The organism is Amycolatopsis minnesotensis (assembly GCF_039529815.1).
In the GTDB taxonomy this organism is placed as follows: Bacteria; Actinomycetota; Actinomycetes; order Mycobacteriales; family Pseudonocardiaceae; genus Amycolatopsis; species Amycolatopsis minnesotensis.
In genome coordinates, this window is sequence record NZ_BAAANN010000028.1 from 108442 (window position 1) to 131367 (window position 22926).

Consider the following 22926-nt stretch of genomic DNA (forward strand, 5'->3'; position numbering starts at 1 on the left):
GCACTGTGCCCCGTCTCCGTCGGCATCGGGGACGGGGCACAGTCGCGAAAGACGACGAACGACCAACGAACTCCAACGACGCGGAGGCGGCAGAGCATGAGTGCGGAGCGACCCAGCGGCGGCTATCGGCGGGTACTGCTCAAACTCGGTGGGGAGATGTTCGGCGGGGGCGCGGTCGGGGTCGATCCCGACGTCGTGCACTCCGTCGCGGTGCAGATCGCGGACGTTGTCCGCACCGGCGTGCAGATGGCGGTGGTCATCGGCGGTGGTAACTATTTCCGCGGTGCCGAGCTTTCGCAACGCGGCATGGACCGCGACCGGGCCGACTACATGGCCATGCTCGGCACCGTGATGAACTGCCTCGCACTGCAGGACTTCCTGGAGAAGGAGGGCCTGCCGACGCGCGTGCAGAGCGCGATCACGATGGGCCAGGTCGCCGAGCCCTACATCCCGCGCCGCGCGGAACGGCACCTCGAGAAGGGCAGGGTCGTCATCTTCGCCGCCGGGGTGGGGATGCCGTACTTCTCGACCGACACCGCGGCCGCCCAGCGCGCGCTGGAGATCGGCTGCGAAGCGGTGCTGATGGCGAAGGCCGTCGACGGCGTGTACACCGCGGACCCGAAGAGCGACCCCTCCGCCGAGATGTTCCACGAGATCACGCACCGGGAGGTGCTGGAACGCGATCTGAAGGTGGCCGACGCGACCGCGTTCAGCCTCTGCATGGACAACAACATGCCGATCATCGTGTTCAACCTGCTCACCGAGGGGAACATCGCCCGCGCGGTGGGTGGTGAGAGGATCGGCACACTGGTGAGCACCCCCGCCGGTGGGCCGTCGGCCTAGACCTGCTGGGATTCACTCCAGCTGGAACAAACCACTCACTCAACGGGAGTAGCCGTGATCGACGAGACCCTCCTCGACGCAGAGGAGAAGATGGAAAAAGCGGTGTCCGTCGCGAAGGAGGACCTGGCGTCGGTGCGCACCGGCAGGGCCACTCCCAACATGTTCAACCGCATCGTCGTCGAGTACTACGGCGCGCCGACGCCGCTGAACCAGCTCGCCAGCGTGAACGTCCCCGAGGCGCGGATGGCGATCATCAAGCCGTACGACGCCACCCAGCTCAACGCCATCGAGAAGGCGATCCGCGAGTCGGACCTCGGGGTGAACCCCGGCAACGACGGCACGATCATCCGCATCGTCATCCCGCAGCTCACCGAGGAGCGGCGCAAGGAGATGGTGAAGGTCGCCAAGGGCAAGGGCGAGGACGCGAAGGTGTCGATCCGCAGCGTCCGGCGCAAGGCGAAGGAAGAACTCGACCGCATCCAGAAGGACGGCGAAGCGGGCGAGGACGACGTCGTCCGCGCCGAGAAGGAGTTGCAGAACCTCACCGACTCCTATGTCGGCCAGGTCGAAGAGCTCGTGAAGCACAAAGAAGCCGAGCTGCTCGAAGTCTGATGTCCCAGGTGAGTGACGAAGAGCGCGAGGAGGTGGCGGGTGACAGCGGACCCGCCACACCGCGTTCCGGCGAACCGGTGAAGCCGTCGGAGGCGATCCCTTGCGACGGCCCGGAGGAGAAGCCGGTGGAGAAGAAAGCCTCGCGGGCGGGCCGGAACCTCCCGGCCGCCATCGCGGTGGGTGTCGTGCTCGGCGCCGCGATCATCGTCTCGCTGCTCACCGTCCGCTACCTGTTCATCGCGATCATCGCGGCCGCGATCGCGGTGGGCACGATCGAGTTCGCCGGTGCGCTGAAGCGGGCCGCGAACATCAAGGTCGCACTGGTCCCGCTGCTCGCCGGTGGTCAGGCGATGATCTGGCTCGCCTGGCCGTTCGGCCGCGAGGGCGCGCTGACGGCGTTCGTGCTGACCGTGCTCGCCTGCCTGCTCTGGCGGCTGCCCGGGGGCACCGAGGGCTACCTGCGCGACGTCAGCGCGACCGTGTTCGCCGCGGCCTACCTGCCGCTGTTCGCGTCCTTCGCCGCGATGCTGGTGCCGCCGGAGGACGGGGCGAGCAGGGTGCTCGCCTTCATGATCGGCGTGGTCGCCTCGGACACCGGCGGGTACGCGGCCGGTGTGCTCAAGGGCAAGCACCCGATGGCGCCCTCGATCAGCCCCAAGAAGTCCTGGGAGGGCTTCGCCGGGTCGATGGTCGCCGGTCTCGTCGGTGGCGCGCTGACGCTGACACTGCTGCTCGACGGGCACGTCTGGCAGGGGTTGCTGTTCGGCGCCGCGATCGTGCTGACCGCGACGCTCGGCGACCTGGTCGAGTCGCTGATCAAGCGGGATCTCGGCATCAAGGACATGGGCACCATGTTGCCGGGGCACGGTGGCCTGATGGACCGGCTCGACTCGTTGCTGCCGTCGGCCGTGGTGTCCTGGCTGCTGTTGTCGGCTTTCGTTCCCACGCCCTGAGCGGTGCGGCTCATCGTGCGCCGGGGGCCGAGGGTCCCGTTCCTCGCCGCGGCTGGCTACGTCCTGATGGCCGCACTCGTGCCCGCGGCTAGTCGACGTACGGGTCGTCCACTTCGGCTCTCCCGTAGCCTTCTACGACCTGCGAGTGGTCGATGATCGAGAAGACGGCGCCGTCCGGGTCGGCGAGGACGGCGATCCGGCCCCACGGGGTGTCGTACGGCTGGATGACGACCGTGCCGCCGAGCATGATCGCGTGGCCCGCGGTGGCGTCGGTGCCGCGGGCGGGGGAGACCTCGAAGTAGACCATCCAGTGCGGTGGTGTGTCCGCGCGGTATTCGGGCCCCATCACGTACCGGTACAGCACGGACTCGTGGTCGAGCCGCCATTCCGCGTAGTCGATGCTGTGCGCGTCGCCGATCTGCTCCGCGGTGTAGCCGAAGAGGCGGCAGAAGAAGTGGTCCGCCGAGTTGCCGTCGTGGGTGTTGAGGTCCGCGCCGGTGAAGGTGGCCGGCATGTCGGTGCCGAACTCCCAGCTGTCCGGCGGTTGCCAGAACACCACCGGTGCGCCGGACGGGTCCAGCGCGTGCAGGATGCTGCCGCGCTCCGGGATGTCGACGGGGCCGAGCGTGGTCCGCCCGCCGAGGTGTTCGACCCATTCCGCCGCGGTCACGATGTTGCGCACGGACAGGTGCAGGATCCACCCGGGAGGCTGGCTGCTGCCCGCGCGGTAGAGCCCGCCGACGGAGATCCCGTCGTGGCTGGCGATCGAGTAACGCCCCGTCGGCGTCGCCGGATCTCTGTTGACCTGGTACTTCCACCCGAACAGGCCGCCGTAGAACTGTTCGGCCGCGGTCTCGTTCCTGCTGGCGAGCTCGACCCAACATGGGAGCCCGGCTGGCAGGACTGACACCGTCCTCGGTGATGCTACCGACATTGCTGCCCCTCCTCACGCGCCGTCGTGAGGTTGTGATCCTACGTCGAACGAGGGACGTTGATTGCTCATATGACACCGTTTGAAACACGACGGTGTCTCGCGGGTCACCGGATGTGGTCGGGTTAACGCCAGCGCGTGAGAGTCGAATATTCTTCGGGGGTGAGGAAATCCGCCCGAAGGGGCGCCGCTGGGCGGTCGCCGGGGATCCGCAAGGCGGACGTGCTCCCCAGTCCCAACATCTGGTACTACCCGAAGGCGTACGAGGTCGAGAACCGCGCGCAGGACGTAGGCGGCGAAATCTGGCGCGTGCTGGCCGAGGAGGCGCCGTGGGCCGGGCGGGATGTCCTGGACGTCGGCTGCGGTGACGGCTTCCACCTGCCGAGGTTCGCCGAAACCGCGCGATCCGTGCTCGGGGTCGAGCCGCACGCACCGTTGTTGCGGCGCGCGGCCGAGCGGGTCGCCGAAGTGCCGAACGCGGGCGTTGCCGCCGGTTCGGCACAACGGCTCCCCGTGCCGGACGCGAGCGTGGATGTGGTGCACGCTCGTACCGCGTACTTCTTCGGGCCCGGCTGTGGACCCGGGCTCCGAGAAGCCGATCGCGTGTTGCGTCCCGGCGGGCGGCTCGCGATCGTCGATCTCGACGTGTCGAGCGAGCCGTATGGCAGGTGGATGCGCGAGGACCTTCCGGACTACGACCCGCCAGAAGTCGAGAAGTTCTTTACCGCGCAAGGGTTTCGCTGTCGCCGGGTGGCCACCGAGTGGCGCTTCGGCGACACCGCCGCGATGGCTGCGGTGCTGCGGATCGAGTTCAGCCCGCGCGTGGCCGAGATCGCGATCGCGGACGTGCTACGGATGAACCCGGCCACTTCGGCCGGTGTGACGATGCCGGTGGGCTACCGCGTGCATGTCCGCGAGCGGCCGGCCGGCATCGTCCTCGGTCGTCACTCGGTGTCCTCGGCGGAGGCGTCTTCGGCTTCTTCGATCTCGCCGAGGATGGCGTAGATCGACCGGCGTGCTTCGTTGAGCACCTCGATCGCCTTCGCCTTCTGGTTCGGCGTACCCGCCTGCGCGACCTGCATGATCGCGGCGAGCAGCGGCCCGCCCGCCTTGCGCAGGTTCATGTCGTCCGGGTCCGCGCCGTCGGCGATCTGCTCCCACGGCGGCGCGCCTTCGTGCGCCTTCGCGGCTTCCTGACCGGCTTCGGTCAGTTCGAAGAGGCGCTTGCCGCCCTCTTCCTTGCTGACGACGAGGCCTTCGTCGGCGAGCAGCTGGAGGGTCGGGTAGACCGAGCCGGGACTCGGCCGCCACAGCCCGTCGCTGCGCTCGGCGATTTCGCGGATGATCTCGTAGCCGTGCCTCGGCTGCTCGGAGAGCAGCGCGAGGATCGCCGCGCGGACGTCACCGCGCCTGCCCCGCCTGCCGCCGCCACGACGGTGCGGGCCGTGTCCCCTGCCGCCGTGGCCACCGGGGCCCCAGCCGGGAGGGAACTCGCCGAAGCCGCCGCGTGCCCACGGGCCGAAAGCGCCGCGGACGTGCGGAGGGGGGAATTCCTGGTTCTGGTTGAAGGGGTTCCTCATGATCGATTCCTTTCTGCGTGGTGTCGGAACGACTGGTTCCGACACGTTGACGATATATCGGAACCGGTCGTGATGCAACTAGCGACTGTCGGCGCAGGCGAGCAGGCAGGCTCCGACGTCGTGGAGGTGGGCGAGAAAAGCGCTGGTCGCGGGACCGCTGGGGCGCTCGGCGGGAAGCGTCACACCGACGGAAAGACGTACGCCGGGCAGCTTCGTCGGCAGCACCGCGAACCTGTCGTCCTCCTCGGCGACGAGTGCGGGCAGCGCCGCCACGGCCTCCGTTTCGAGCACGAGTTGCCGCAGCGTGAGGATCGAGTCGCAGTCGACCCGGTCGACCGGGAGCGCGACGCGCTCGTGCACGAACGCGTCCTCCAGCTCGCGCCGGAGCCCGGTGCCGGGAAGGGGGAACACCCACGGGTGCGCGGCCAGCGCCGACAGCGGGGCGTGCCCGCCGAGCGCGGCGTGCCCGGCGCGCACGACCAGCCGGATCGGCTCGTCGTAGAGGCATTCCTGGGTCAGCGGCGAGGGGGCGGCCGTCGGGCCGAGGCGGCCGACCACGAGGTCGAGGCGGCCGGCGAGCAGGTCTTCGTGCAGCACGGACAGCCGGTCCTCGCGCACGACGACGGTCAGCTCGGGGTGATCCCGCTTGAGGCGCGCGATGGCGCGCGGCACCAGGAGGTTCGCGCCGGCGAGGTGCGTTCCGACGGTGACCGTGCCGCGATCGGCGTCGTTCAGTTCGACGACGTGCCTGCTCGCCTGCCTGAGGTGTCCCAGCACCGCGCGGGCGTGCTCGACCACGGCGCTGCCGACCGTCGTGGCCGTGATCCCGCGGGGCCCGCGGTCGAACAGGCGCGCGCCGATGATCTCTTCGAGCTCGCGGAGCGACCTGGTGGCCGCGGGCTGGGTGATGCGCAGGTGGTCCGCGGCACGGACCACGCTCCCGTGCTCGGCGAGTGCGTCCACGAGCGTGAGGTGACGGATCTTGAGCCTGCCGTCGAGGAGCTGTGGTGGCTTCATGGCCGCACGGTATGCCGATTTCGGTATGCCGGGCATGGAATCGGCATTTGCCGGGCATGGGACGCGCGGGTCACGATCGGGGCGTGAACTGGGAACTGATCGACACGGCCCTGTCCGCGGAAGTCGCCGCGGGACGGCTGCCGGGAGCCGTGGTGGGGATCCTGCACCGGGGTGCGGTCGTGCACCTGAGCGCGGTCGGGTACCGCGACCCGGTGGCGCGGGTCCCGATGACCGAGGACACGCTGTTCTGGCTGGCGTCGATGACGAAGCCGGTGACCACCGCGGGTGCGCTCCAGCTCCTGGACCTCGGCACCGAACTGGGCGGGCTCCTGCCCGAGTTCGCCGGCCGCGCCGTGCAGCCGACCGTGCTCGACCTGCTTCGCCACACCTCGGGCATCGTGGAGGGCCTGCTCGGGTCGACCGAGGTGCACCGCAGGTACGCGAACGCCGTCGGCGACGGCATGACGGCCTTCACCGGCGACGAGTTCGTCGGACGGCTCGCGCCGCTGCCGCTGCTGCACGCGCCGGGCGAACGGTGGCACTACGGCTGGGGGCTCGACCTGATCGGGCTGGCCGTCGAGCGGCGCACCGGCGGGCGGCTCGGCGACTTCCTCCGGGACGCGGTGTTCCGGCCGCTGGGGATGACCGAGACCGGGTTCGGCGTCGCGGACCCGGACCGGTACGCCAAGCCACTGCCCGGTGAGAGCCTGCCGGACCTCTCCCGCGCGCGGTTCGATTCCGGCGGCGCCGGACTCGTCGGCACCGCGGAGGACTACCTCGCCTTCGTCGCCGCGTTGCTGGGGCACCGGCCGCTGCTCACGCCGTCGATGGTCGACCGGATGACCACCGACCGGCTGGAGGAGGGCACCGATGTGCGCGGCCTGGAGGAGATGCGGCCCCACCACACCTTCGGCCTCGGTGTCGCGGTGCACCGCGACACCGGCGCGTACACCTGGCCCGGCGCGGGCGGCACCACCTGGTGGGCGGATCCGGCGCGGGACCTCGGCGTGGTGTTCCTGGCCCATTCACCGGGACGGGCGAAGCGGAACCACGCGTTCATCGGCGAGCTGGTCGAGCGGGTTTTCGATACAGGTCGGTGAGCAGCGCGACGGCGGCGTGGGTCAGCGGATGCGGGTCGTGGCGGCGCCAGACCAGGCGCACCTCGATCGGCGGGGCGCCGCGCAGCGGCACGAACTTGACGCCGTCGCGGCGGTACTGGGCGACGGTGCTTTCCGGGGTGATGCCGACGTGGCGACCGCCGGCGACCGCGGCGAGCCAGTCGTCGACGTCCTGGCTGTACTCGATCGTGGGCCTGCGGTCCCGTGGCCACAGGTCGACGGTGGTCGTCCCGGTGCGCCGGTCCACGAGCACGGTCCTGGTCAGCACGTCGTCGAGTGCGATCGAGCGGCGGGAGGCCCACGGGTCGGTCACGGCCATCGCGCAGTACCGGCGTTCGCGGCCGACGACCGCGCCCGCGAAGCGTCGTTCGTCGAACGCCGTGCGGACCACGGCCAGGTCGCAATGGCCTTCGGCGAGCCCGCCGGTGGTCGAGTTGGTCCGGATGAGCCGCAGTTCGACGTCCGGGTACCGCTCCGCCCACTGCCGCTGGAACGCCAGCGTGCGGCGCCCCATCGCAGCCCAGGCGTGCCCGATCCGGAGCCGGGTGTGCCCCGTGGTGGCTTCGAGCACCAGTTCGTCGGCGTCGGCGAGGAGGTGCCGGGCCCTCGTCAGCACCTGGACGCCCGCCGTGGTCGGCAGGACGCTCCGGCTGGTCCGGTGCAGCAGGCGCACGCCGAGCACGTCTTCCAGCGCGATGAGCGTGCGGGACACCGCGGCCTGGGACACGCCCAGTTCGACGGCGGCGTCGGTGAAGCTGCCCGCGTCCGCGACGGCGACCAGCGCCCGAAGATGACGCAGCTCCAGATCCATGCGTCCAGCGTATAGCAGCGTCGTTCTATGCATTTTGGTTATGTGAATCGACGAGGCACGCTTCGGTGCATGAAGACGCGTACGGCAGAAGGGCAGCGCTCGGCGGGGGTGGCGATGATGCTCGCCAGCGGGATGGCCAACCAGGTGGGCGCGGGTGTCGGCGCGCTGGCCTTCCCGGTGCTGGGGCCGCTCGGCGTGGTCGCGGTGCGGCAGTGGGTGGCCGGGATCGTGCTGCTCGCCGTGGGCAGGCCGTCGCTGCGGTCGCTCACCTGGTGGCAGTGGCGACCCGTGCTGGGGCTCGCCGTCGTCTACGCCACGATGAACCTGTCGCTCTACGCCGCGATCGACCGCGTCGGGCTGGGACTGGCGGTGACCCTGGAATTCCTCGGCCCCCTGGCCGTGGCACTGGCGCCCGCGCGGCGCCTGCTGGACGGCGCCTGCGCGGTCGTCGTCGGCGTTGCCGTGCTCGTGCTGACGCGGCCGAAGCTGACCACGGACTACCTAGGTATCGCGCTCGCCCTGATCGCCGCGGCTTCGTGGGCGGGCTACATCCTGCTGAACCGGGTCGTCGGCGCCAGGGTGCCGGGCGTGCGGGGAAGTGCCGCGGCGGCCGGGACTTCGGCGCTGTTCTACGTGGCCGCCGGGGTGCCGGTGCTCATCGAAGCGCGCCCTTCGCTCGTCGTGCTCGGGTGCGCGGCCGTCGCGGGCGTGCTTTCGTCGGCCGTGCCGCTGTTGTTCGACCTGCTCGCGTTGCGGCGCGTGCCCGCGCGGTTCTTCGGCGTGTTCATGAGCGTCAACCCGGTGCTGGCGGCGCTGGTCGGACTGGTCGTGCTGCACGAGCCGCTCGCCTGGCTCGACTGGCTCGCGATCGCGGCGGTCGTGACCGCGAACGCGGTCAGCCTCGTCACCGTGCGGCCGTCGGCCCAGGTCGCACCGCCGCGCCCCACCTGTCGCGCGGGCCGTTGACCATGGGACACTACGGAGTCGTGTCGACTCTTCCTTTGGTGTTCGAGGCCCCTCGGCGTGGGTTGCCGCCGAGGCACCTCGCTGATCTTTCCGCGAGCGAGCGCGCCGCCGCCGTCGCCGAACTCGGCGAGAAGCCCTTTCGTGCCAAGCAGTTGTCGAATCACTACTTCTCGCGGCTGACCGTCGACCCGGAGGCGATGACCGATATCCCGGCTGCCTCGCGCCAGCGGCTCGTCGACGAGCTGATGCCGCCCCTGCTCACCGAAGTGCGCTCGCTGGCGTGCGATGACGGCAGCACGCGGAAGATGCTGTGGCGCGCGCACGACGGCACGCTGCTGGAAAGCGTGCTGATGCGCTACCCGGGGCGGGCGACCCTGTGCATTTCGAGCCAGGCGGGCTGCGGGATGGCGTGCCCGTTCTGCGCGACCGGGCAGGGCGGCCTCGACCGGAACCTGTCCACCGCGGAGATCGTGGACCAGGTGCGCTCGGCGGCCGCCGTCATGCGTGACGGCCTGATGCCGGACTCGTCCGGGAAACCGAACCCCGGCCGCCTGTCGAACATCGTCTTCATGGGCATGGGTGAGCCACTGGCGAACTACAAGCGCGTGGTGGCCGCGGTGCGGCGGATCACGGAGCCCGCGCCGGAGGGTCTTGGTATTTCGCAGCGTTCGGTGACGGTGTCGACGGTGGGTCTCGCTCCCGCTATCCGCAAGCTGGCGGACGAGAAGATGCAGGTTCGGTTGGCGGTGTCGTTGCACACTCCGGATGACGAGTTGCGGGACACGCTGGTGCCGGTGAACAACCGGTGGTCGGTGGACGAGGTTCTGGAGGCTGCTCGCTATTACGCGGACACGTCGGGCCGCCGGGTGTCGATCGAGTACGCGTTGATCCGGGATATCAACGATCAGCCGTGGCGCGCGGATTTGCTGGCGAAGCGGTTGAAGAAGCATCTTGGTCAGTTGGTGCATGTGAACGTGATCCCGTTGAACCCGACGCCGGGCAGCAAGTGGGATGCGTCCCCGAAGCCGGTGGAGCGGGAGTTCGTGCGGCGCGTCAACGAGGGTGGCGTGGCGTGCACGGTGCGGGATACGCGCGGCCAGGAGATCGCCGCCGCCTGCGGGCAGCTCGCCGCTGAGGGCTGATCTTCGCGAAGAGGGTCCGGTCGTACGCCAAACGCTTGGCTGTCAACGCATCCGGATGCGCGCTGTCATCTCGATGAGGGATCGTTTCCGGGTTGCTCGTTACGTCCGGTGTCCCGTTGCCGATGGACCTTCCGGCAGGTCGTCTGACGGAGGAGCGGGACATGGCCAACGCGCAGTCGCTCGAAGATCGGATCGCCACGCGGATTCAGGCGTCGTCGTTGGGGGTGGCGGTGGCCGACCCGGTGAACGGGCCCGACCAGGGTGTCTTCATCGACAACCCGTACAACGCGATCAACTCGAACTCGGAGACCAGGTTCGGCCGGGACCCGAAGAGCCGGATCGTGCAGTACGCGCCGGGGTCGGACACCTTGCTGACGGTCATCCCGCGGATCAAGGCGATGTCCCTCGGCTACGGCGACACCCCGCCCTCCTTCGCCCAGCGCGTCAAGGACTACCTCGACTGGGGCGCCGAGCGCGCCGTCAAGCAACCCTTCGTCGGTGTCTGCGAAAGCTTCAACGCGGTCGCCATCGCCATCCTGACGGCCAGGAACAGCCCGCTCGACAACGGCACGGTGATCGAGTACATCGGCGTGAAGCAGGGCGGCCTTGGGCACGCCATCGCCGTGATCGGCCGCGCCGACCGGGTGGAGGCCGTCGGCGACACCGTCCCTGTCCCTGGCCTGTGGGGCGCGGACTGCATCGTGGTCGACCAGTGGTACGCCCTCCAGGCAGGCACCGCGCCGGTCTTCCACGTCGCGGGCCCGCACGCCGACGGCGACTACCTCAAGTTCCTCACCACCGGCACCACGCGCACCGGCCTCTACGGCACCTTCACCAAGGACGGCACCCGCGCCAACATCAACCCCCGGGGGTGAAGGCTGCTGTTCCCGCGCGTCACGCGGTGCTCCAAAGTCGTTGCTGACCTGCGCCATCGTCTCGAATAGGCGACTTCTACCTACCCGATTGCCGATGCGCGCCGTTCCTGCCCGCTGACATCGTCAGCGAGGGGATCGGACGTGGTCCGCAGGCTTGAGGAAGGAGTCTCGTGACGAGTTCCGTCTTGACACCACGAACTGCCCGGTCGAGTGGGGTGCAGCCGGTGACCGTCGCGGTACGCGCGCCGGATCCGGTGACCGCGCTCGGCGTGAGGAGCCTGCTCGGCGCGGATCCGCGGCTCAAAGTGGTCGGCGAAGACGATTTCGCGCTCGCTGACGTGATCGTGGTGGCCGACACCGGTATCGGCGTGCTGTCGCTGCTGCGAGAGGTCCGCACGACTTCACGGCGTGAGCCGCCGCCGCGGTGCGTGGTGATCACCGAGACGCTCCGGCCCGACACGGTGATCGCGGCCATCGATTCCGGGATGACCGCTCTCCTGCCGCCGTCGAGGGTCACCGGCGCCGCGCTGGTGCGGACGATTCTCGCGGTCACCGAAGGGGACGCGATCTTTCCGTCCTGGCTGCAAGCGCGCCTGCTGACCCAGCTGGAGCAGATCCGGCAGGACGTGCTCGAGCCGCGCGGATTCACCTTGTCCGGCCTGTCGCTGCGGGAGCGGGACGTCCTGCGGCTGCTGGCCGACGGACACGGCACCGAGCAGATCGCGGCGAAGCTCAGCTACTCCGAAAGCACGGTGAAGAACGTGATAGCGGGCGTGACCACCCGCTACGGCCTTCGCAATCGCGCCCACGCGGTCGCCTTCGCCACGCGTGCCGGTCTCATCTGATCTCCGGCGGGACCAGTTCGCGGAGCTGGCGGCGCGAGGAGATGCCCAGCTTGCGGTACACGTTGCGCAGGTGCGCGTCGACGGTGCGGGTGCTGAGGAAGAGCATCGTGGCGACGTCCTTGTTCGTCGCACCCGCGACGACCTTCTCGACGATGGACCGCTCTTGGGCGGTGAGCTGGGCGAGTGCGTCGCCGCCCGATCTGGCCGACGGGTCACCGGTCGCCAGCAGCTCGCGGTTGGCGCGGTCGGCGAAGGCGCGGGCACCCGCCCGCACCAGCATGTCGTGCGCCGTGCGCAACTCCACCCGCGCGTCGGCGCGTCTGTTCTCCCGGCGGAGCCATTCGCCGTAGGTCAGGTGCGCGCGAGCGTGCAGCACGCCGATCCCGGTGCGGGCGAAGTTGTCGATGGCTTGCCGGTACAGCGGTTCGGGATCGTCTTCGAGCTCGAGCAGCGCCCGTGCCTGCGACCGTTCGGCGACGGCCCAGGGGGCCGGGTTCGCGCGTGCCAGCGCTTCCAGGTGGTCCATCGCCACGACGGCGTCCGAGGTGCGGCCGAGCCGGGCGGCGGCTTCGACGAGTTCGGGGTAGACGGCCCAGATGGAGTAGAAGCCGGCTTGGTGCCGTCGCTGCGCTGCCAGCGCGGAGTTCAGGGCCGTCTCGTAGTCGCCGAGCCCGTTGTGGAGCACCGTGGTCGCGTACTGCTCGCCGGCGATTTCGAGCGGTCTCTCCCCACGGCCCATCGGCTCGGCCAGCCGCCGGAAGCGTTCGACGTCCCCGCGGAAGCCGGCGAGCACGAGATCGGGCCCGACGACCGGGATGGTGCCCGCCGACTCGTCGATCGCGCGTGCTTCGTCGAGGCTGGCGGCCGCGTCGTCGAACCGGCCGAGCGCGACACGGGCGATCGACTGGTAGCGCAGTGCCTGGGGCAGGGTGGCCAGCACACCGTCGCGGCGCGCGAAGTCCACCTGGCGGTCGGCGATCTCCGCCATCAGCACGTCTTCGCGCAGATCGGTGGCGACCTGGCAGGCCAGGTTCATCCGCCATGGCGCCGTCCCACCGGAGGTCACCCGGCACTCGGCCACCGCGGTGCGCATCGCGGGCACCGCCTGGTCGACGGGGAGCATGATCTGGTCCAGCAGCGCGGTGAGCAGGAACTCCACCGGCCGCTCCGGGGGCCGCTCTGGCAGCCGTTCGCGGATGCGGGTGCCGAGGTCGTTGAGCCTGCCCGGCTCGTTCTCGTTGTACATGAACGAGGTGAAAGCCTCCAGATAGGCCTCGGTCGCCTGGTCCGGGGCCGATCCGGAGATCATGTCGACGAGCGTGGCCGTCGCCTGCGGGCTGTGGCTGACCTGGAACTCGATCCGCGCCCGCAGCAGGCGGGCGATCGCCCACCCCTGTTCGTCCAGCAGGTGGCGCTCCGCCTGTGCGACGAGCTCGCGCGCCTCGTTCGGCGCCCCGGCCCGCAGGCGCAGCTGCGCGCCGGTGAGCAGGCGGGCGGCCCGGCGGCCGGGATCGGGGGTCAGCTCTCCCGCGCGCTCCATGAACGCGGCGGCCGCGGCGTATCCACCGCGCAGGCGCGCTCGATCGGAGGAGCGCGCCAGTTCCGTGGCGATGCCTTCGTCGGCGTCGATGACGGCGTGGGCGCGATGCCAGGCCCTGCGGTCGGAATCGGTCTCCGGATCGAGCACGCCGGCGAGTGCGCCGTGCACCCGCCGACGCGTCTCCGCTGACGCCGACGCGTAGACGGCCGAACGCACGAGCGGGTGCCGGAACCGCAGCCGCGGGCCAAGGCTCAGCAGCCCGGCGCCTTCCGCGAGCGCGAAGTCCTCGCCGTCCAGCCCGAGCCGCTCGGCGGCGCGGCGCAGCAGCCCGATGTCACCGACCTGTTCCGCCGCGGCGAGGACCACCAGCGGTCGCGCGGGTTCGGGCAGCAGCTCGAACCGGCGCGCGAACTGCGCTTCCAGCGCTGCCACCACATCGGTGCGGGAACGATGCGGGCCCGGCACGCCGAACGGCCCGCCGTGGCGGGCGAATTCGAGCAGCGCCAAGGGGTTGCCGCGCGCTTCGGCCAGGATGCGGTCGAACACGTCGGCGTCGATCCCGGTCGGCGCTTCGCTGTTCACCAGCGCCCTGGCGTCCTCGTTGTCCAGGCCCGTCAGCGTGATACGGGGAAGATCGGCGATGCCCGCCACCGAACCGGCGTCGCGCGAGGCGAGCACCAGCGCGACCGGCTCGACGGTCACCCGCCGCGCCACGAACACCAGCGCGCGCCGGGAAGCTTCGTCCACCCACTGGACGTCATCCACCACACAGCACACCGGCCGCTCCCGGACCGCTTCCCGCACCAGTCCCAGTATGGCGAAACCGACCATCAACGGGTCCGGCGAGGTCTGGGCGCCGAGGCCGAACACCGCTTCGATGGCGTGCTGCTGCACGTCGGGGAGCTTGTGGCGGTGTTCCAGCAGCGGAGCGCAGAGCTGGTGCAAGGCCGCGTACAACAGGTCCTGCTCGAACTCGGTGCCCGTGGCGCGCAGGAGCGTGAAGCCGTCGAGCTGGTCCGCCGCCGCGTCCAGCAGCGTCGACTTGCCGATTCCCGCCTCGCCCGACACCACCACGGAGCCACCGCGTCCCGCGGCCGCCGCGGTCGTCACCCGGCCGATCTCACGAAGCTCCGCTTGGTGGCCGACGATTCGCACCCGCACTTGCCTCCACTTTGACCGGGGAATTCACCCTTCAGGCACGTCATCGTACTGAAGCAGCGCGGCACCCCGCCCGAGACGCCCTGGTGGAGCCGCGATCGTTGATGCCCTTCATCCGTTCCACTGCTGTTCGTCGCGGTCACCTTCGACGCCTTCGCCTCTCGATCGGCCCGGATCCTGTCGACGCCGCGGCAAACCGTTCCGCATCCCGGCACGCCAGGGAGCCCGCTCGGCGAGCCGCGCGGACGGCCACCGTCCGTTGTGGACGGAGGTCCGGACCTGGTGGACGAGTTCGCGGGCGACGGCCTCGACCGCGGGCGTGCTCCGTCCGGCGCGCGGCGCGCCGAGCACGATCGAGCGCCACACCTCGGGCCCGGTGAGCGGGGCCGCGCTCAAGGTGACGTCGTCGGCGATGCCGACCGCGGGCAGGATCGTCCAGCCGCGCCCGCCGCGAACGAGGTCCTTCTGCACCGGCATCGAATTGGTCTGGACACTGACCTCCAGCTCGACCCCGGCCTCCCGTGCGGCGCCGGTGATCAGTGCCCGCAAGGCGTGCCCGGCCGTCGGCATCACGAAGGGCCGGGCCGCGACCTCGGCGAGCGGGACCGGGCTGTCCGCGCGCAGCGCGTCCGCCGTCGGGGCGGCGACCCAAAGCTGTTCACGGACGAGTGGCGTCACGTTCAGGGAAGGCGCGTTCGTCAGGTTGTACAGCAGGCTGAGGTCGAGGTCCCCGTCGTCGAGCCACTGCTGGAGGTGTCCCGAATACGCGGTGAGCAGTCTCAGTTCGATCCCGGGGTGGTCGTGCAGCACCGCCGACACGAGTGGTTCCGCGAGGAGGCCGGCGGTGCTTTCCAGCAGGCCGACGGTGACGATGCCGGTCACCACGCCCGGTGCCGGGGCCAGTTCGGCGCGGGCGCGGTCCAGTTCGGTCAGCACGCGCCTGGCCCGTTCGGCGAGGCTCGCCCCCGCCTCGGTCGGGCGCATCCCGTGCCGGGTCCGCTCGAACAACGGGACGCCGAACTCCTGCTCCAGCGTCCTGATCTGCCTGGTGACCGCGGGCTGCACCAGGTGCAGCAGCTCGGCCGCGCGGGTCACGCTGCCCACTTCGACGACCGTGACGAGGGCTTTCAGCTGCTTGAGGTCCATACCCGGTCCTTGCGACATGCCGATGGCTCATGGCGGCATCACGAATCACTATTTCACAATTGATCGAATCACGAGTGATGATGGAAGGCGAGGTTCAGCCGACCGCGGAGAGGAAGTCGTGATGGACGGGCTCACCGACGAGGAAGCCGCGATCGTCGCGGTGCTGCGCGAGTTCGTCGACCGGGAGGTCCGCCCGGTGGCGCGGGAACTCGACCACGGCAACACCTATCCGGAGGCGCTCATCGAGCAGCTGAAGGAGATGGGCGTCTTCGGGCTGGCGATCCCCGAACCCTGGGGCGAGTCGCACGTCTCCGCGCAGTGCTACGCCGCTGTCACCGAGGAACTGGCTCGTGGCTGGATGAGCCTGGCGGGCGCGATGGGCGGGCACACGGTGGTTTCGAAGCTCTTGGTCGCGTTCGGGACGCGGGAGCAGAAGGACGCCTACCTGCCGAGGATGGCGACCGGCGAACTCCGCGCGACCATGGCGCTGACCGAACCCGGTGGGGGCTCCGATCTCCAGGCACTGCGCACCACTGCCCGTCGCGAGGGCGACGCCTACGTCGTGAACGGGTCGAAGACGTGGATCACGAACGCCCGCCGCTCCGGGCTGGTCGCGTTGCTGTGCAAGACCGATCCGGGCGCGGTGCCGGCGCACCGCGGGATCAGCATCCTGCTCGTCGAGCCAGGGCCCGGTTTCCACGTTTCGCGGGACCTGCCGAAGCTGGGCTACAAGGGGGTGGAGAGCTGCGAGCTCGCGTTCGACGACTTCCGCGTCCCGGCGACGGCGCTGCTCGGCGCGGAGGAGGGACACGGGTTCGCGCAGATGATGCGCGGCCTGGAGATCGGCCGCATCCAGGTCGCCTGCCGCGCGCTGGGGGTCGGGCGCGCCGCGCTGGAGGACTCCCTGCGGTACGCGCAGGAACGGGAGAGCTTCGGCAAGCCGATCTGGCAGCACCAGTCCGTCGGCAACCACCTCGCCGACATGGCCACCAAACTGGAGGCCGCGCGCCAGCTCGTGCTCCACGCCGCGCGCCGCTACGACTCGGGTGAGCGGGCGGACCTGGAAGCGGGCATGGCGAAGCTGTTCGCGTCCGAGACGGCCATGGAGGTCGCGCTGGACGCCGTGCGGATCCACGGCGGGTACGGCTATTCGACGGAGTTCGACGTCGAGCGGTACTTCCGCGACGCACCGCTGATGATCGTGGGCGAGGGCACGAACGAGATCCAGCGGAGCGTGATCGCTAAGCAGCTCGTCAAGCGGCACCGGATTTCGTCCTGAGCGAGGGAAAGGCAGCATGGGACCACTCGGAGGCAGCACCGTCGTCGCGGTCGAACAGGCCGTCGCCGCGCCCTTCGCCACCCGGCAGCTCGCCGATCTCGGCGCCAGGGTGATCAAGGTGGAACGGCCGGGCACCGGCGACTTCGCGCGCGGCTACGACCGGACGGTGCACGGGCAGTCGAGCTACTTCGTGTGGCTCAACCGCGGCAAGGAAAGCGTCGAACTCGACCTCAAGGCACCCGCCGACCGCGCGCTGCTGGACGCCGTGCTCGACCGGGCCGACGTGGTCCTGCAGAACCTCGTCCCCGGTGCGGCCGAGCGACTCGGCCTGGACGCGGGCACCCTGCGCGCGAAGCGGCCGGAGCTGATCCACTGCTCGATCTCCGGCTACGGGCCCGACGGTCCTTTTCGGACGAAGAAGGCGTACGACCTGCTGGTGCAGTGTGAAACCGGCCTGGTCATGTCCACCGGAACGCCGGAAACCCCGGCCAAGGCGGGGATCTCCATCGCGGACATCGCCACCGGCATGTACGCCTACAGCGGCATCCTGACCGCGCTCTACGACCGCGAGCGCACCGGGGCCGGCGCGAGCCTGCACGTCGCGATGATCGACGCGCTCGGTGAGTGGATGAGCCAGCCCGCCTACTTCGCCGTCTACGGCCAGGAACCGCCACGCCGCACCGGGGCGGCGCATCCGTCGATCGCGCCCTACGGCCCGTACCGGACCGCGGACGGCACGGTCTTCCTCGGGGTCCAGAACGACCGCGAGTGGGCCGCCTTCTGCCGCGAGGTGCTGTGCCGCCCGGAATTCGCGGATGACGTCCGGTTCCGTACCAACGTCGACCGCGTGAGCCGCACCGAAGAGCTGACTTCGATCGTGGAGAACGCATTCCGCCGGCTCTCCGCCGAGGAGACCGTGGAGTTGCTGGAGCGGGCCGGGATCGCGAGCGCGCGGTTGCGCACGCCGGGGCAGTTCGCCCGGCATCCCCAGCTCGACGCGCGGAACAGATGGCGGGCGATCGCCACTCCCGCCGGGGCCGTGCGGGCGCTGCTGCCGCCGGTCGAGGTCGACGGCCGCGAACCGGCGATGGGACCGGTGCCCGCGCTCGGCCAGCACACCGCGGCGATCCGGGCCGAGTTCACCGCCGCCGAGGAGGTTTCCGCGTGAGCGAAGAGATCGAGCGCACCGAAGTACTGCACCACGGCCCGGCGGAGGCGCTGGGCTCGCTGCTGGACGTTCCGCTGCCGGACCTCGACCGCGACGGGCTGCCGTTGCTGTGGCACTGGGTCCACCTGCTGGACCGGCCCGCGCAGGCCGACCTCGGCCGGGACGGCCACCCCGTCCGGCACGCCGTGCCCGCCCCGCCGGAGCCGGGCCGCCGCCGCATGTGGGCGGGTGGTCGCGTCCGCCTGAACGGGCCGCTGCGCTGCGGGCTGCCTGCTACCCGGCGCACGAAAGTCCTTTCGGTGCGGGAAAAGCAGGGCCGTACCGGACGGCTGACGTTCGTCGTCGTCGGGCACCGGATCAGCCAGGGCGGCCGGCTGGTCGTCGACGAAGAGCAGGACCTGGTGTACCGGGACGCCGCGGCCGGCCCGGTGCCCGTCCGCGAAGATCGCGCTGCCGAGCCGGTGGCGGACGACGAGTGGGCCATCGACGTCACGCCGTCGCTGTTGTTCCGGTTTTCGGCACTGACGTACAACGCCCACCGCATCCACTACGACCGCGACTACGCCCGTGATGTCGAGGGCTATCCGGGTCTGGTCACGCACGGGCCGTTGCAGGCGCTCGTGATGGCCGAAGCCGCTCGGCGCCGGGGAGCCGGTGGCGCGCGGTTCTTCGGCTACCGCCTGGTTTCACCGCTGTTCGATCACCAGGGCCTGGTGGCCGGTGTGGTTCCCGGCCCTGGTGAGACCACGACGACGGTGCGGGACCGCTACGGGCGGCAGACCGCCACGGGCACGCTGCGGGGCAGCGCATGACCGAGTCGATCCTGACCGCGCGGACGTTCCTGTTCGTGCCGGGGCACCGGCCCGACCGCTTCGCCAAAGCCGCCGCCAGCGGGGCCGACGCGGTGCTCTTGGACCTGGAAGACGCGGTGGCGCCGGACCGGAAGGAAGCCGCGCGGGAAAACGTCCGCACCTGGCTTGCCGAGGGGAACGAGGCGGTCGTCCGGGTGAACGCGGTGGGTACGCCGTGGCACGACGACGATGTGGCGGCCGTCGCCGGGCGGGCCCGCGCGGTGATGCTGCCCAAAGCGGAGAGCCACGGGCAGATCGAAGAACTGGCTCACCGGGTGCCTGCCGGGACGGGAATCGTCCCGCTGCTCGAAACCGCGATCGGGATCGTGCAGGCCGTGGCCGTCTGCGGTGGTCCCGCCGTGGTGCGCCCCGCCTTCGGCAGCGTCGACCTCGCCGCCCAGATCGGGGTCGATCACCGCTCGGCCGAAGCCCTCCGGCACGCCCGGTCGGCACTGGTTCTCGCGGCGACCGCCACCGGACGCGGCGCACCGATCGACGGGGTCACGACCGCCCTCGACGACGATGCCCTTCGCACCGACCTCGACCACGCGGTCACGCTCGGCTTCACCGGCAAGCTCTGCATCCACCCGGACCAGGTCCGCCCGGCCAACGCGGCGCTGACCCCGTCGGACCGGGAAATCGGGTGGGCGCGGCGCGTGCTCGAGGTCGCCGTCGACGGATCGGTCACCGTGGCCGACGGGCAGATGATCGACCGCCCGGTCGTGCTGCGGGCGCGCGCGATCCTGGCCCGCGCGGGCGAAGGCTGACCTCCGCCCGCGCGGTATCCGCGGCGCTCAGGTGGGGCGGCAGCGCACCGGGTTCCGCAGGTCCGCGCAGGGGCGGTGGCCGTGCGAGCGGATGATGTCCATCCCGACCTGGTTGGTCAGGTAGCGCAGGAAGCTGGCGGCGAGCGAGTCGGCCTTGGGCTCGCCGAAGGTGTAGGCGTACTCCGTCTGCCAGAAGGGAAAGGCCCCGTGGTCGGTCGCTTCCAGGGTGGCCTGCTGGCCGTCGATGCGCACCTTGGTGACGTCCTGCTGGTCCTTCTGGCGGTCAGAGGCGGCCCCGAGTTCGGTGTAGCCGATGGCGCCCGGCGTGTTCGCCACGGCGTCCAGCACGCCGTTCGTGTTGGCCTGGCGGCAGCGGATGACCTGGCCCCGCAGATCTTCTGCCTTCGGCCGCTCGCAGTCGTTGGAGTTTTCGCCGGGTTCGGTGAAGCCGAGGACCCGTTGCTCCAAGGTGGCGCGGGTGCCGGATAGAGGACTCCCGGTCGATGAGGCGGACCGGCAGGTCGTTCTTCGCGCCGATGTCCTTCCAGGTGGCGATGCGCCCACCGAAGACGTCTTTGACCTGCGCCAGTGTGAGGTCGTCTACCCCGGCCTTCCGGTTGGCCACGAGGGTGAAGAGCTGGAGCGCGACCGGCCGCGGTACCAGCGCGGGGAGTTTGTCCCCCTTCACCTCTGTCTTGATTCCGTCGGAAAACGCCAGCACATCCGGGTTCTTGCTGTTGTTCAGCCGATCGATACCGTCGGCGCTGCCGTTAAGCCGGGGCGTGAAACCGCTTCCCGGGCAGGATTTTTCGTAGGCGGAAACGGCCTCCCGCACAATGGGTTCGAAGGCTGTGGACCCGGTGACGGTGAGCTGCCCGGTCGCGCAGTCCAGCGGTGGCGGTTTTCCGCTGAACTGTTCGATGGCGAAGGGTTCGACGGAAGCGACGGCCACGAGCGTGGCGATCAGCGCGATGACCCACCGCGGTATGCCGGTGAAGCTCTTGGTCTCCCTGATTCCCTTGTTCCCGAGGCCGCCCTTGATACCGCCTTCGAGCTTGGGATCGGTGAACTCGGCTCCGTTGGCGCTTTCGAGGACAGCCAATACCTTGTAGTGGTGGCCGGGGTTCAACGGCACTCTCGGCAGTTCGATGATGCCCTCGGTGCGCCCTGGTGCCTCGATGTTGTTCGTGTTCAGTCCCGAGTCCGGGCCGAAGTTGTCGCTCGAGACGTCCTTGTGGAGATCGGCCACGACCATTCCGGCCACCGTGCGTCCGGGGAACTTGAACTTGATACCGGCCTTGATCTCGTCGAGGATGGCGTAGTCGTGGGTGTCGATGTTGGCCGTGCCGGTGTTTTCGACGCGCAGCAGGACGAACGACGGATTCAGCAGTGGCGTGTTCTCGTCGTTTTCCAGCTGAAGCTGCCGCCACGCGCCCGCGTGCTCCGAGCCGACGTCCGTGGCCGCCAGGTCCATCTGAACCCGGTAGCCGAGCTGCTTGCGGCCGACGAAGGTGAATTCCCAGAGGAAGGCGAGGATCGGGACGAGGATACCGACGAGCGCCAGGATCACTTCCCAGGGAAAGTCGGCCACGACCGCCTCCGGCATCAGGGGACCACGCAACAACCGGACCAACGTAGTGACCGGGCGGGGCGTCCAGCCGGGCTCCGCCGGGCTGTTCGTCCGTTGTTCATCAGTCGTTGTCCGCGAAGTCCGGTGCTCCCGAAGGGGTGCGGCGCTACAGAATCCGGCGGAGCGCGTCCTCGTCCCTGCCGACGACCGCGGTCTGCCCGTCGATCAGGATCGGCCGTTGGATCAGCACCGGGTTGTCCGCCAGCAGGCCGATCCAGCGCGTGCGGTTGGCGGCATCCCGCGGCAGGTCCGCGAGGCCGAGCTCCTTGGCGACGGGCTCGGTCGTGCGCGCGATGTCCCACGGTTCCATGCCGAGCTTGCCGAGCACCTCGGTCAGCTCGGCCGCGGTCGGCGGGGTGTCCAGGTAGCGCCGCTCGGTGTAGTCCGCGCCGGACTCGTCCAGCGCCTTCTTCGCGGTCCGCGACTTGCTGCAGCGCGGGTTGTGCCAGATTTCCATACCGGCATCATCCCGTGCTCTCGTGGCCTGGAGCAGTTCGGGGAGCCGTGGTTGGTATTACTATACCGGTGGATGTTAGGGTTCGGTATAACTATACCAACCCTGTGACTTGAGGTATTCGTGATCGAGCTGAAGACGCCTGCGGAGATCGAACGCATGCACGTGGCCGGGCGCTTCGTCGCCGAGGTGCTCTCCGAGGTCGGCAAGCTCGCCGATGTGGGCGTCAACCTCCTGGAGCTGGAACACCACGCGCGCGGCATGATCGAACGGCGCGGAGCGGAGTCGTGCTACTGGGACTACTCGCCGTCCTTCGGCAGGGGCCCGTTCCGCAACGTCATCTGCCTGGCGGTGAACGACGCCGTGCTGCACGGGTTGCCCCACGACTACGTGCTCCGCGACGGGGACGTGCTCACCGCGGACCTCGCGGTCAAAATCGACGGCTGGGCGGCCGACTCGGCGCGCACGGTCATCGTCGGGACCGCCGCCGAGGAGGATCTGAGGATCATCCGTGCCACCGAGGAAGCGCTGGAAGCGGCGATCGAGATGGCGCGCCCCGGCAACCGCCTCGGCGACATTTCGGCGGCGATCTGGGCGGTGGCTTGCGATTACGGCTATCCGGTCAATACCGAGTTCGGTGGCCACGGGATCGGTCGGACCATGCACGAGGATCTTCACGTCTCCAACAAGGGGCGAGCTGGTCGTGGCATGAAGCTTCGGCCGGGGTTGACTCTGGCACTTGAGCCCTGGTTCGCTCGTACTACCGATCAGATCATCTATGACGCTGACGGGTGGACTATTCGGTCGGCTGATGGGTCGCGGACGGCTCATTCGGAGCATACGGTGGCTGTTACTGAGGGGGCGCCGTTGGTGCTTACTCGTAGGGGGGATGAGGGTTTCGTTTTGGGGTGATCTCGCGTGTTTTGGTGGCTCGGTGCGGGTTTCAAGCGCGCCTGCGGCGCGCCGTGGGGAACCCGATTGGGCTCCGGGATTTGTTGTGCTGGTTGCTAGAATTGCGGAGTGGCGGGCGCAGGCTTTTGCGTTGCGCACTATTTCTCAGATGGTGCGGGCGTCCTCGCGAAGATCGGTGGCCGGGGAGATCGCGTTGCTGTCGAATTTGACGCAGGCCGCGGCGGAGCCGAGGGTGGCGCTCGCTGTCGCGTTGACCTCATACCTGCCGTGCACTATGAGCGGCGGCGTCAGGAGAAAGTGGCGGCGCGCAGGTTGGAGATCCGACATG

At 69.9% G+C, this 22926-nt stretch carries 23 protein-coding genes and 1 pseudogene; 14 read left to right on the forward strand and 10 right to left on the reverse strand.

The features are described from left to right. The first annotated feature begins 96 nt into the window (after positions 1–96). From pyrH to ABD256_RS30265, 3 genes are read left to right on the forward strand one after another with little or no spacing between them, the layout of a single operon-like run. A complete protein-coding gene (gene pyrH / locus ABD256_RS30255; protein ID WP_344426555.1) occupies positions 97–843 on the forward strand; it encodes a UMP kinase in 747 nt (248 codons plus the stop codon). A gap of 54 nt (positions 844–897) precedes the next feature. Then, positions 898–1455 carry a ribosome recycling factor gene (gene frr, locus ABD256_RS30260; RefSeq protein WP_344426558.1) on the forward strand — a complete coding sequence of 186 codons (558 nt, stop codon included), beginning with the start codon at positions 898–900 and terminating at the stop codon, positions 1453–1455. Further along, the gene (locus ABD256_RS30265) at positions 1455–2408 is read left to right on the forward strand and encodes a phosphatidate cytidylyltransferase (RefSeq protein WP_344426561.1); all 954 of its coding nucleotides are present in this window, start codon (positions 1455–1457) and stop codon (positions 2406–2408) included. Before frr ends, ABD256_RS30265 begins: the two co-directional genes overlap by 1 nt. Before the next feature lie 88 nt (positions 2409–2496). Here the strand turns inward: ABD256_RS30265 and ABD256_RS30270 are convergent, their stop codons facing one another. Beyond that, the gene (locus ABD256_RS30270) at positions 2497–3342 is read right to left on the reverse strand and encodes a VOC family protein (RefSeq protein WP_344426564.1); all 846 of its coding nucleotides are present in this window, start codon (positions 3340–3342) and stop codon (positions 2497–2499) included. A 159-nt stretch (positions 3343–3501) separates the two neighbouring features. Here ABD256_RS30270 and ABD256_RS30275 point away from each other — a divergent pair, with 159 nt between their 5' ends. Beyond that, complete coding sequence (locus tag ABD256_RS30275) at positions 3502–4344, forward strand: class I SAM-dependent methyltransferase (RefSeq protein ID WP_344426566.1); 843 nt, start codon at positions 3502–3504, stop codon at positions 4342–4344. Here the strand turns inward: ABD256_RS30275 and ABD256_RS30280 are convergent. After that, positions 4284–4919, reverse strand: coding sequence for a PadR family transcriptional regulator (locus tag ABD256_RS30280; RefSeq protein ID WP_344426569.1), 636 nt, complete (start codon positions 4917–4919; stop codon positions 4284–4286). The genes ABD256_RS30275 and ABD256_RS30280 overlap by 61 nt on opposite strands. A gap of 78 nt (positions 4920–4997) precedes the next feature. Further along, positions 4998–5936, reverse strand: a complete 939-nt coding sequence (locus tag ABD256_RS30285) for a LysR substrate-binding domain-containing protein (protein ID WP_344426572.1) — start codon at positions 5934–5936, stop codon at positions 4998–5000. A gap of 83 nt (positions 5937–6019) precedes the next feature. Between ABD256_RS30285 and ABD256_RS30290 the strand changes: the two genes are divergently transcribed. Next, the gene (locus tag ABD256_RS30290) at positions 6020–7036 is read left to right on the forward strand and encodes a serine hydrolase domain-containing protein (protein WP_344426575.1); all 1017 of its coding nucleotides are present in this window, start codon (positions 6020–6022) and stop codon (positions 7034–7036) included. Here the strand turns inward: ABD256_RS30290 and ABD256_RS30295 are convergent. Next, positions 6993–7865, reverse strand: coding sequence for a LysR family transcriptional regulator (locus tag ABD256_RS30295; protein ID WP_344426578.1), 873 nt, complete (start codon positions 7863–7865; stop codon positions 6993–6995). The genes ABD256_RS30290 and ABD256_RS30295 overlap by 44 nt on opposite strands. 69 nt (positions 7866–7934) lie before the next feature. Here ABD256_RS30295 and ABD256_RS30300 point away from each other — a divergent pair, with 69 nt between their 5' ends. From ABD256_RS30300 to ABD256_RS30315, 4 genes are all read left to right on the forward strand, one after another. Beyond that, on the forward strand, positions 7935–8831 hold the full coding sequence (locus tag ABD256_RS30300; RefSeq protein ID WP_344426581.1) for an EamA family transporter: 897 nt from the start codon (positions 7935–7937) through the stop codon (positions 8829–8831). A gap of 20 nt (positions 8832–8851) precedes the next feature. Continuing rightward, positions 8852–9973 (forward strand): dual-specificity RNA methyltransferase RlmN, encoded by a 1122-nt coding sequence (rlmN, locus tag ABD256_RS30305; protein ID WP_344426584.1) that lies wholly within the window; start codon positions 8852–8854, stop codon positions 9971–9973. Positions 9974–10134: 161 nt separating this feature from the next. Then, on the forward strand, positions 10135–10848 hold the full coding sequence (locus ABD256_RS30310) for a hypothetical protein (RefSeq protein ID WP_344426587.1): 714 nt from the start codon (positions 10135–10137) through the stop codon (positions 10846–10848). 224 nt (positions 10849–11072) lie between these two features. Further along, positions 11073–11693: a LuxR C-terminal-related transcriptional regulator gene (locus ABD256_RS30315; protein WP_344426590.1), complete on the forward strand. Its 621-nt coding sequence runs from the start codon at positions 11073–11075 to the stop codon at positions 11691–11693. Here the strand turns inward: ABD256_RS30315 and ABD256_RS30320 are convergent. Together ABD256_RS30320 and ABD256_RS30325 are read right to left on the reverse strand one after the other, a co-directional pair. Then, on the reverse strand, positions 11686–14394 hold the full coding sequence (locus ABD256_RS30320; RefSeq protein WP_344426593.1) for an ATP-binding protein: 2709 nt from the start codon (positions 14392–14394) through the stop codon (positions 11686–11688). The genes ABD256_RS30315 and ABD256_RS30320 overlap by 8 nt on opposite strands. Before the next feature lie 108 nt (positions 14395–14502). After that, positions 14503–15537 carry a LysR family transcriptional regulator gene (locus tag ABD256_RS30325; RefSeq protein WP_344426596.1) on the reverse strand — a complete coding sequence of 345 codons (1035 nt, stop codon included), beginning with the start codon at positions 15535–15537 and terminating at the stop codon, positions 14503–14505. A gap of 121 nt (positions 15538–15658) precedes the next feature. On the opposite strand from ABD256_RS30325, the gene ABD256_RS30330 reads away from it, so the two are divergent. The 4 genes from ABD256_RS30330 to ABD256_RS30345 are packed head-to-tail and all read left to right on the forward strand — an operon-like array spanning position 15659 to position 19602. Next, positions 15659–16816, forward strand: a complete 1158-nt coding sequence (locus ABD256_RS30330; RefSeq protein ID WP_344426599.1) for an acyl-CoA dehydrogenase family protein — start codon at positions 15659–15661, stop codon at positions 16814–16816. A gap of 16 nt (positions 16817–16832) precedes the next feature. Further along, a complete protein-coding gene (locus ABD256_RS30335) occupies positions 16833–17984 on the forward strand; it encodes a CaiB/BaiF CoA transferase family protein (protein WP_344426601.1) in 1152 nt (383 codons plus the stop codon). Further along, positions 17981–18796 (forward strand): HTD2 family dehydratase, encoded by an 816-nt coding sequence (locus ABD256_RS30340; protein WP_344426604.1) that lies wholly within the window; start codon positions 17981–17983, stop codon positions 18794–18796. Before ABD256_RS30335 ends, ABD256_RS30340 begins: the two co-directional genes overlap by 4 nt. After that, positions 18793–19602: an HpcH/HpaI aldolase/citrate lyase family protein gene (locus ABD256_RS30345; RefSeq protein ID WP_344426607.1), complete on the forward strand. Its 810-nt coding sequence runs from the start codon at positions 18793–18795 to the stop codon at positions 19600–19602. The genes ABD256_RS30340 and ABD256_RS30345 overlap by 4 nt, the downstream gene beginning before the upstream one ends. A gap of 27 nt (positions 19603–19629) precedes the next feature. On the opposite strand, the gene ABD256_RS30350 is transcribed toward ABD256_RS30345, so the two are convergent. The 3 genes and pseudogenes from ABD256_RS30350 to ABD256_RS30360 form a co-directional block, all read right to left on the reverse strand. Beyond that, positions 19630–20166, reverse strand: a complete 537-nt coding sequence (locus ABD256_RS30350) for a PstS family phosphate ABC transporter substrate-binding protein (protein WP_344426610.1) — start codon at positions 20164–20166, stop codon at positions 19630–19632. Further along, a pseudogene (locus ABD256_RS30355) lies at positions 20156–21208 on the reverse strand (substrate-binding domain-containing protein); the annotation flags it as partial. The gene ABD256_RS30350 and the pseudogene ABD256_RS30355, both read right to left, overlap by 11 nt. A gap of 130 nt (positions 21209–21338) precedes the next feature. Beyond that, positions 21339–21689: an arsenate reductase family protein gene (locus ABD256_RS30360; protein ID WP_344426613.1), complete on the reverse strand. Its 351-nt coding sequence runs from the start codon at positions 21687–21689 to the stop codon at positions 21339–21341. Positions 21690–21809: 120 nt separating this feature from the next. Between ABD256_RS30360 and map the strand changes: the two genes are divergently transcribed. Beyond that, positions 21810–22598, forward strand: coding sequence for a type I methionyl aminopeptidase (gene map / locus ABD256_RS30365; RefSeq protein ID WP_344426616.1), 789 nt, complete (start codon positions 21810–21812; stop codon positions 22596–22598). Positions 22599–22742: 144 nt separating this feature from the next. Here the strand turns inward: map and ABD256_RS30370 are convergent. Further along, the coding region (locus ABD256_RS30370; RefSeq protein WP_344426619.1) for a hypothetical protein at positions 22743–22926 on the reverse strand (184 nt) is incomplete at its 5' end.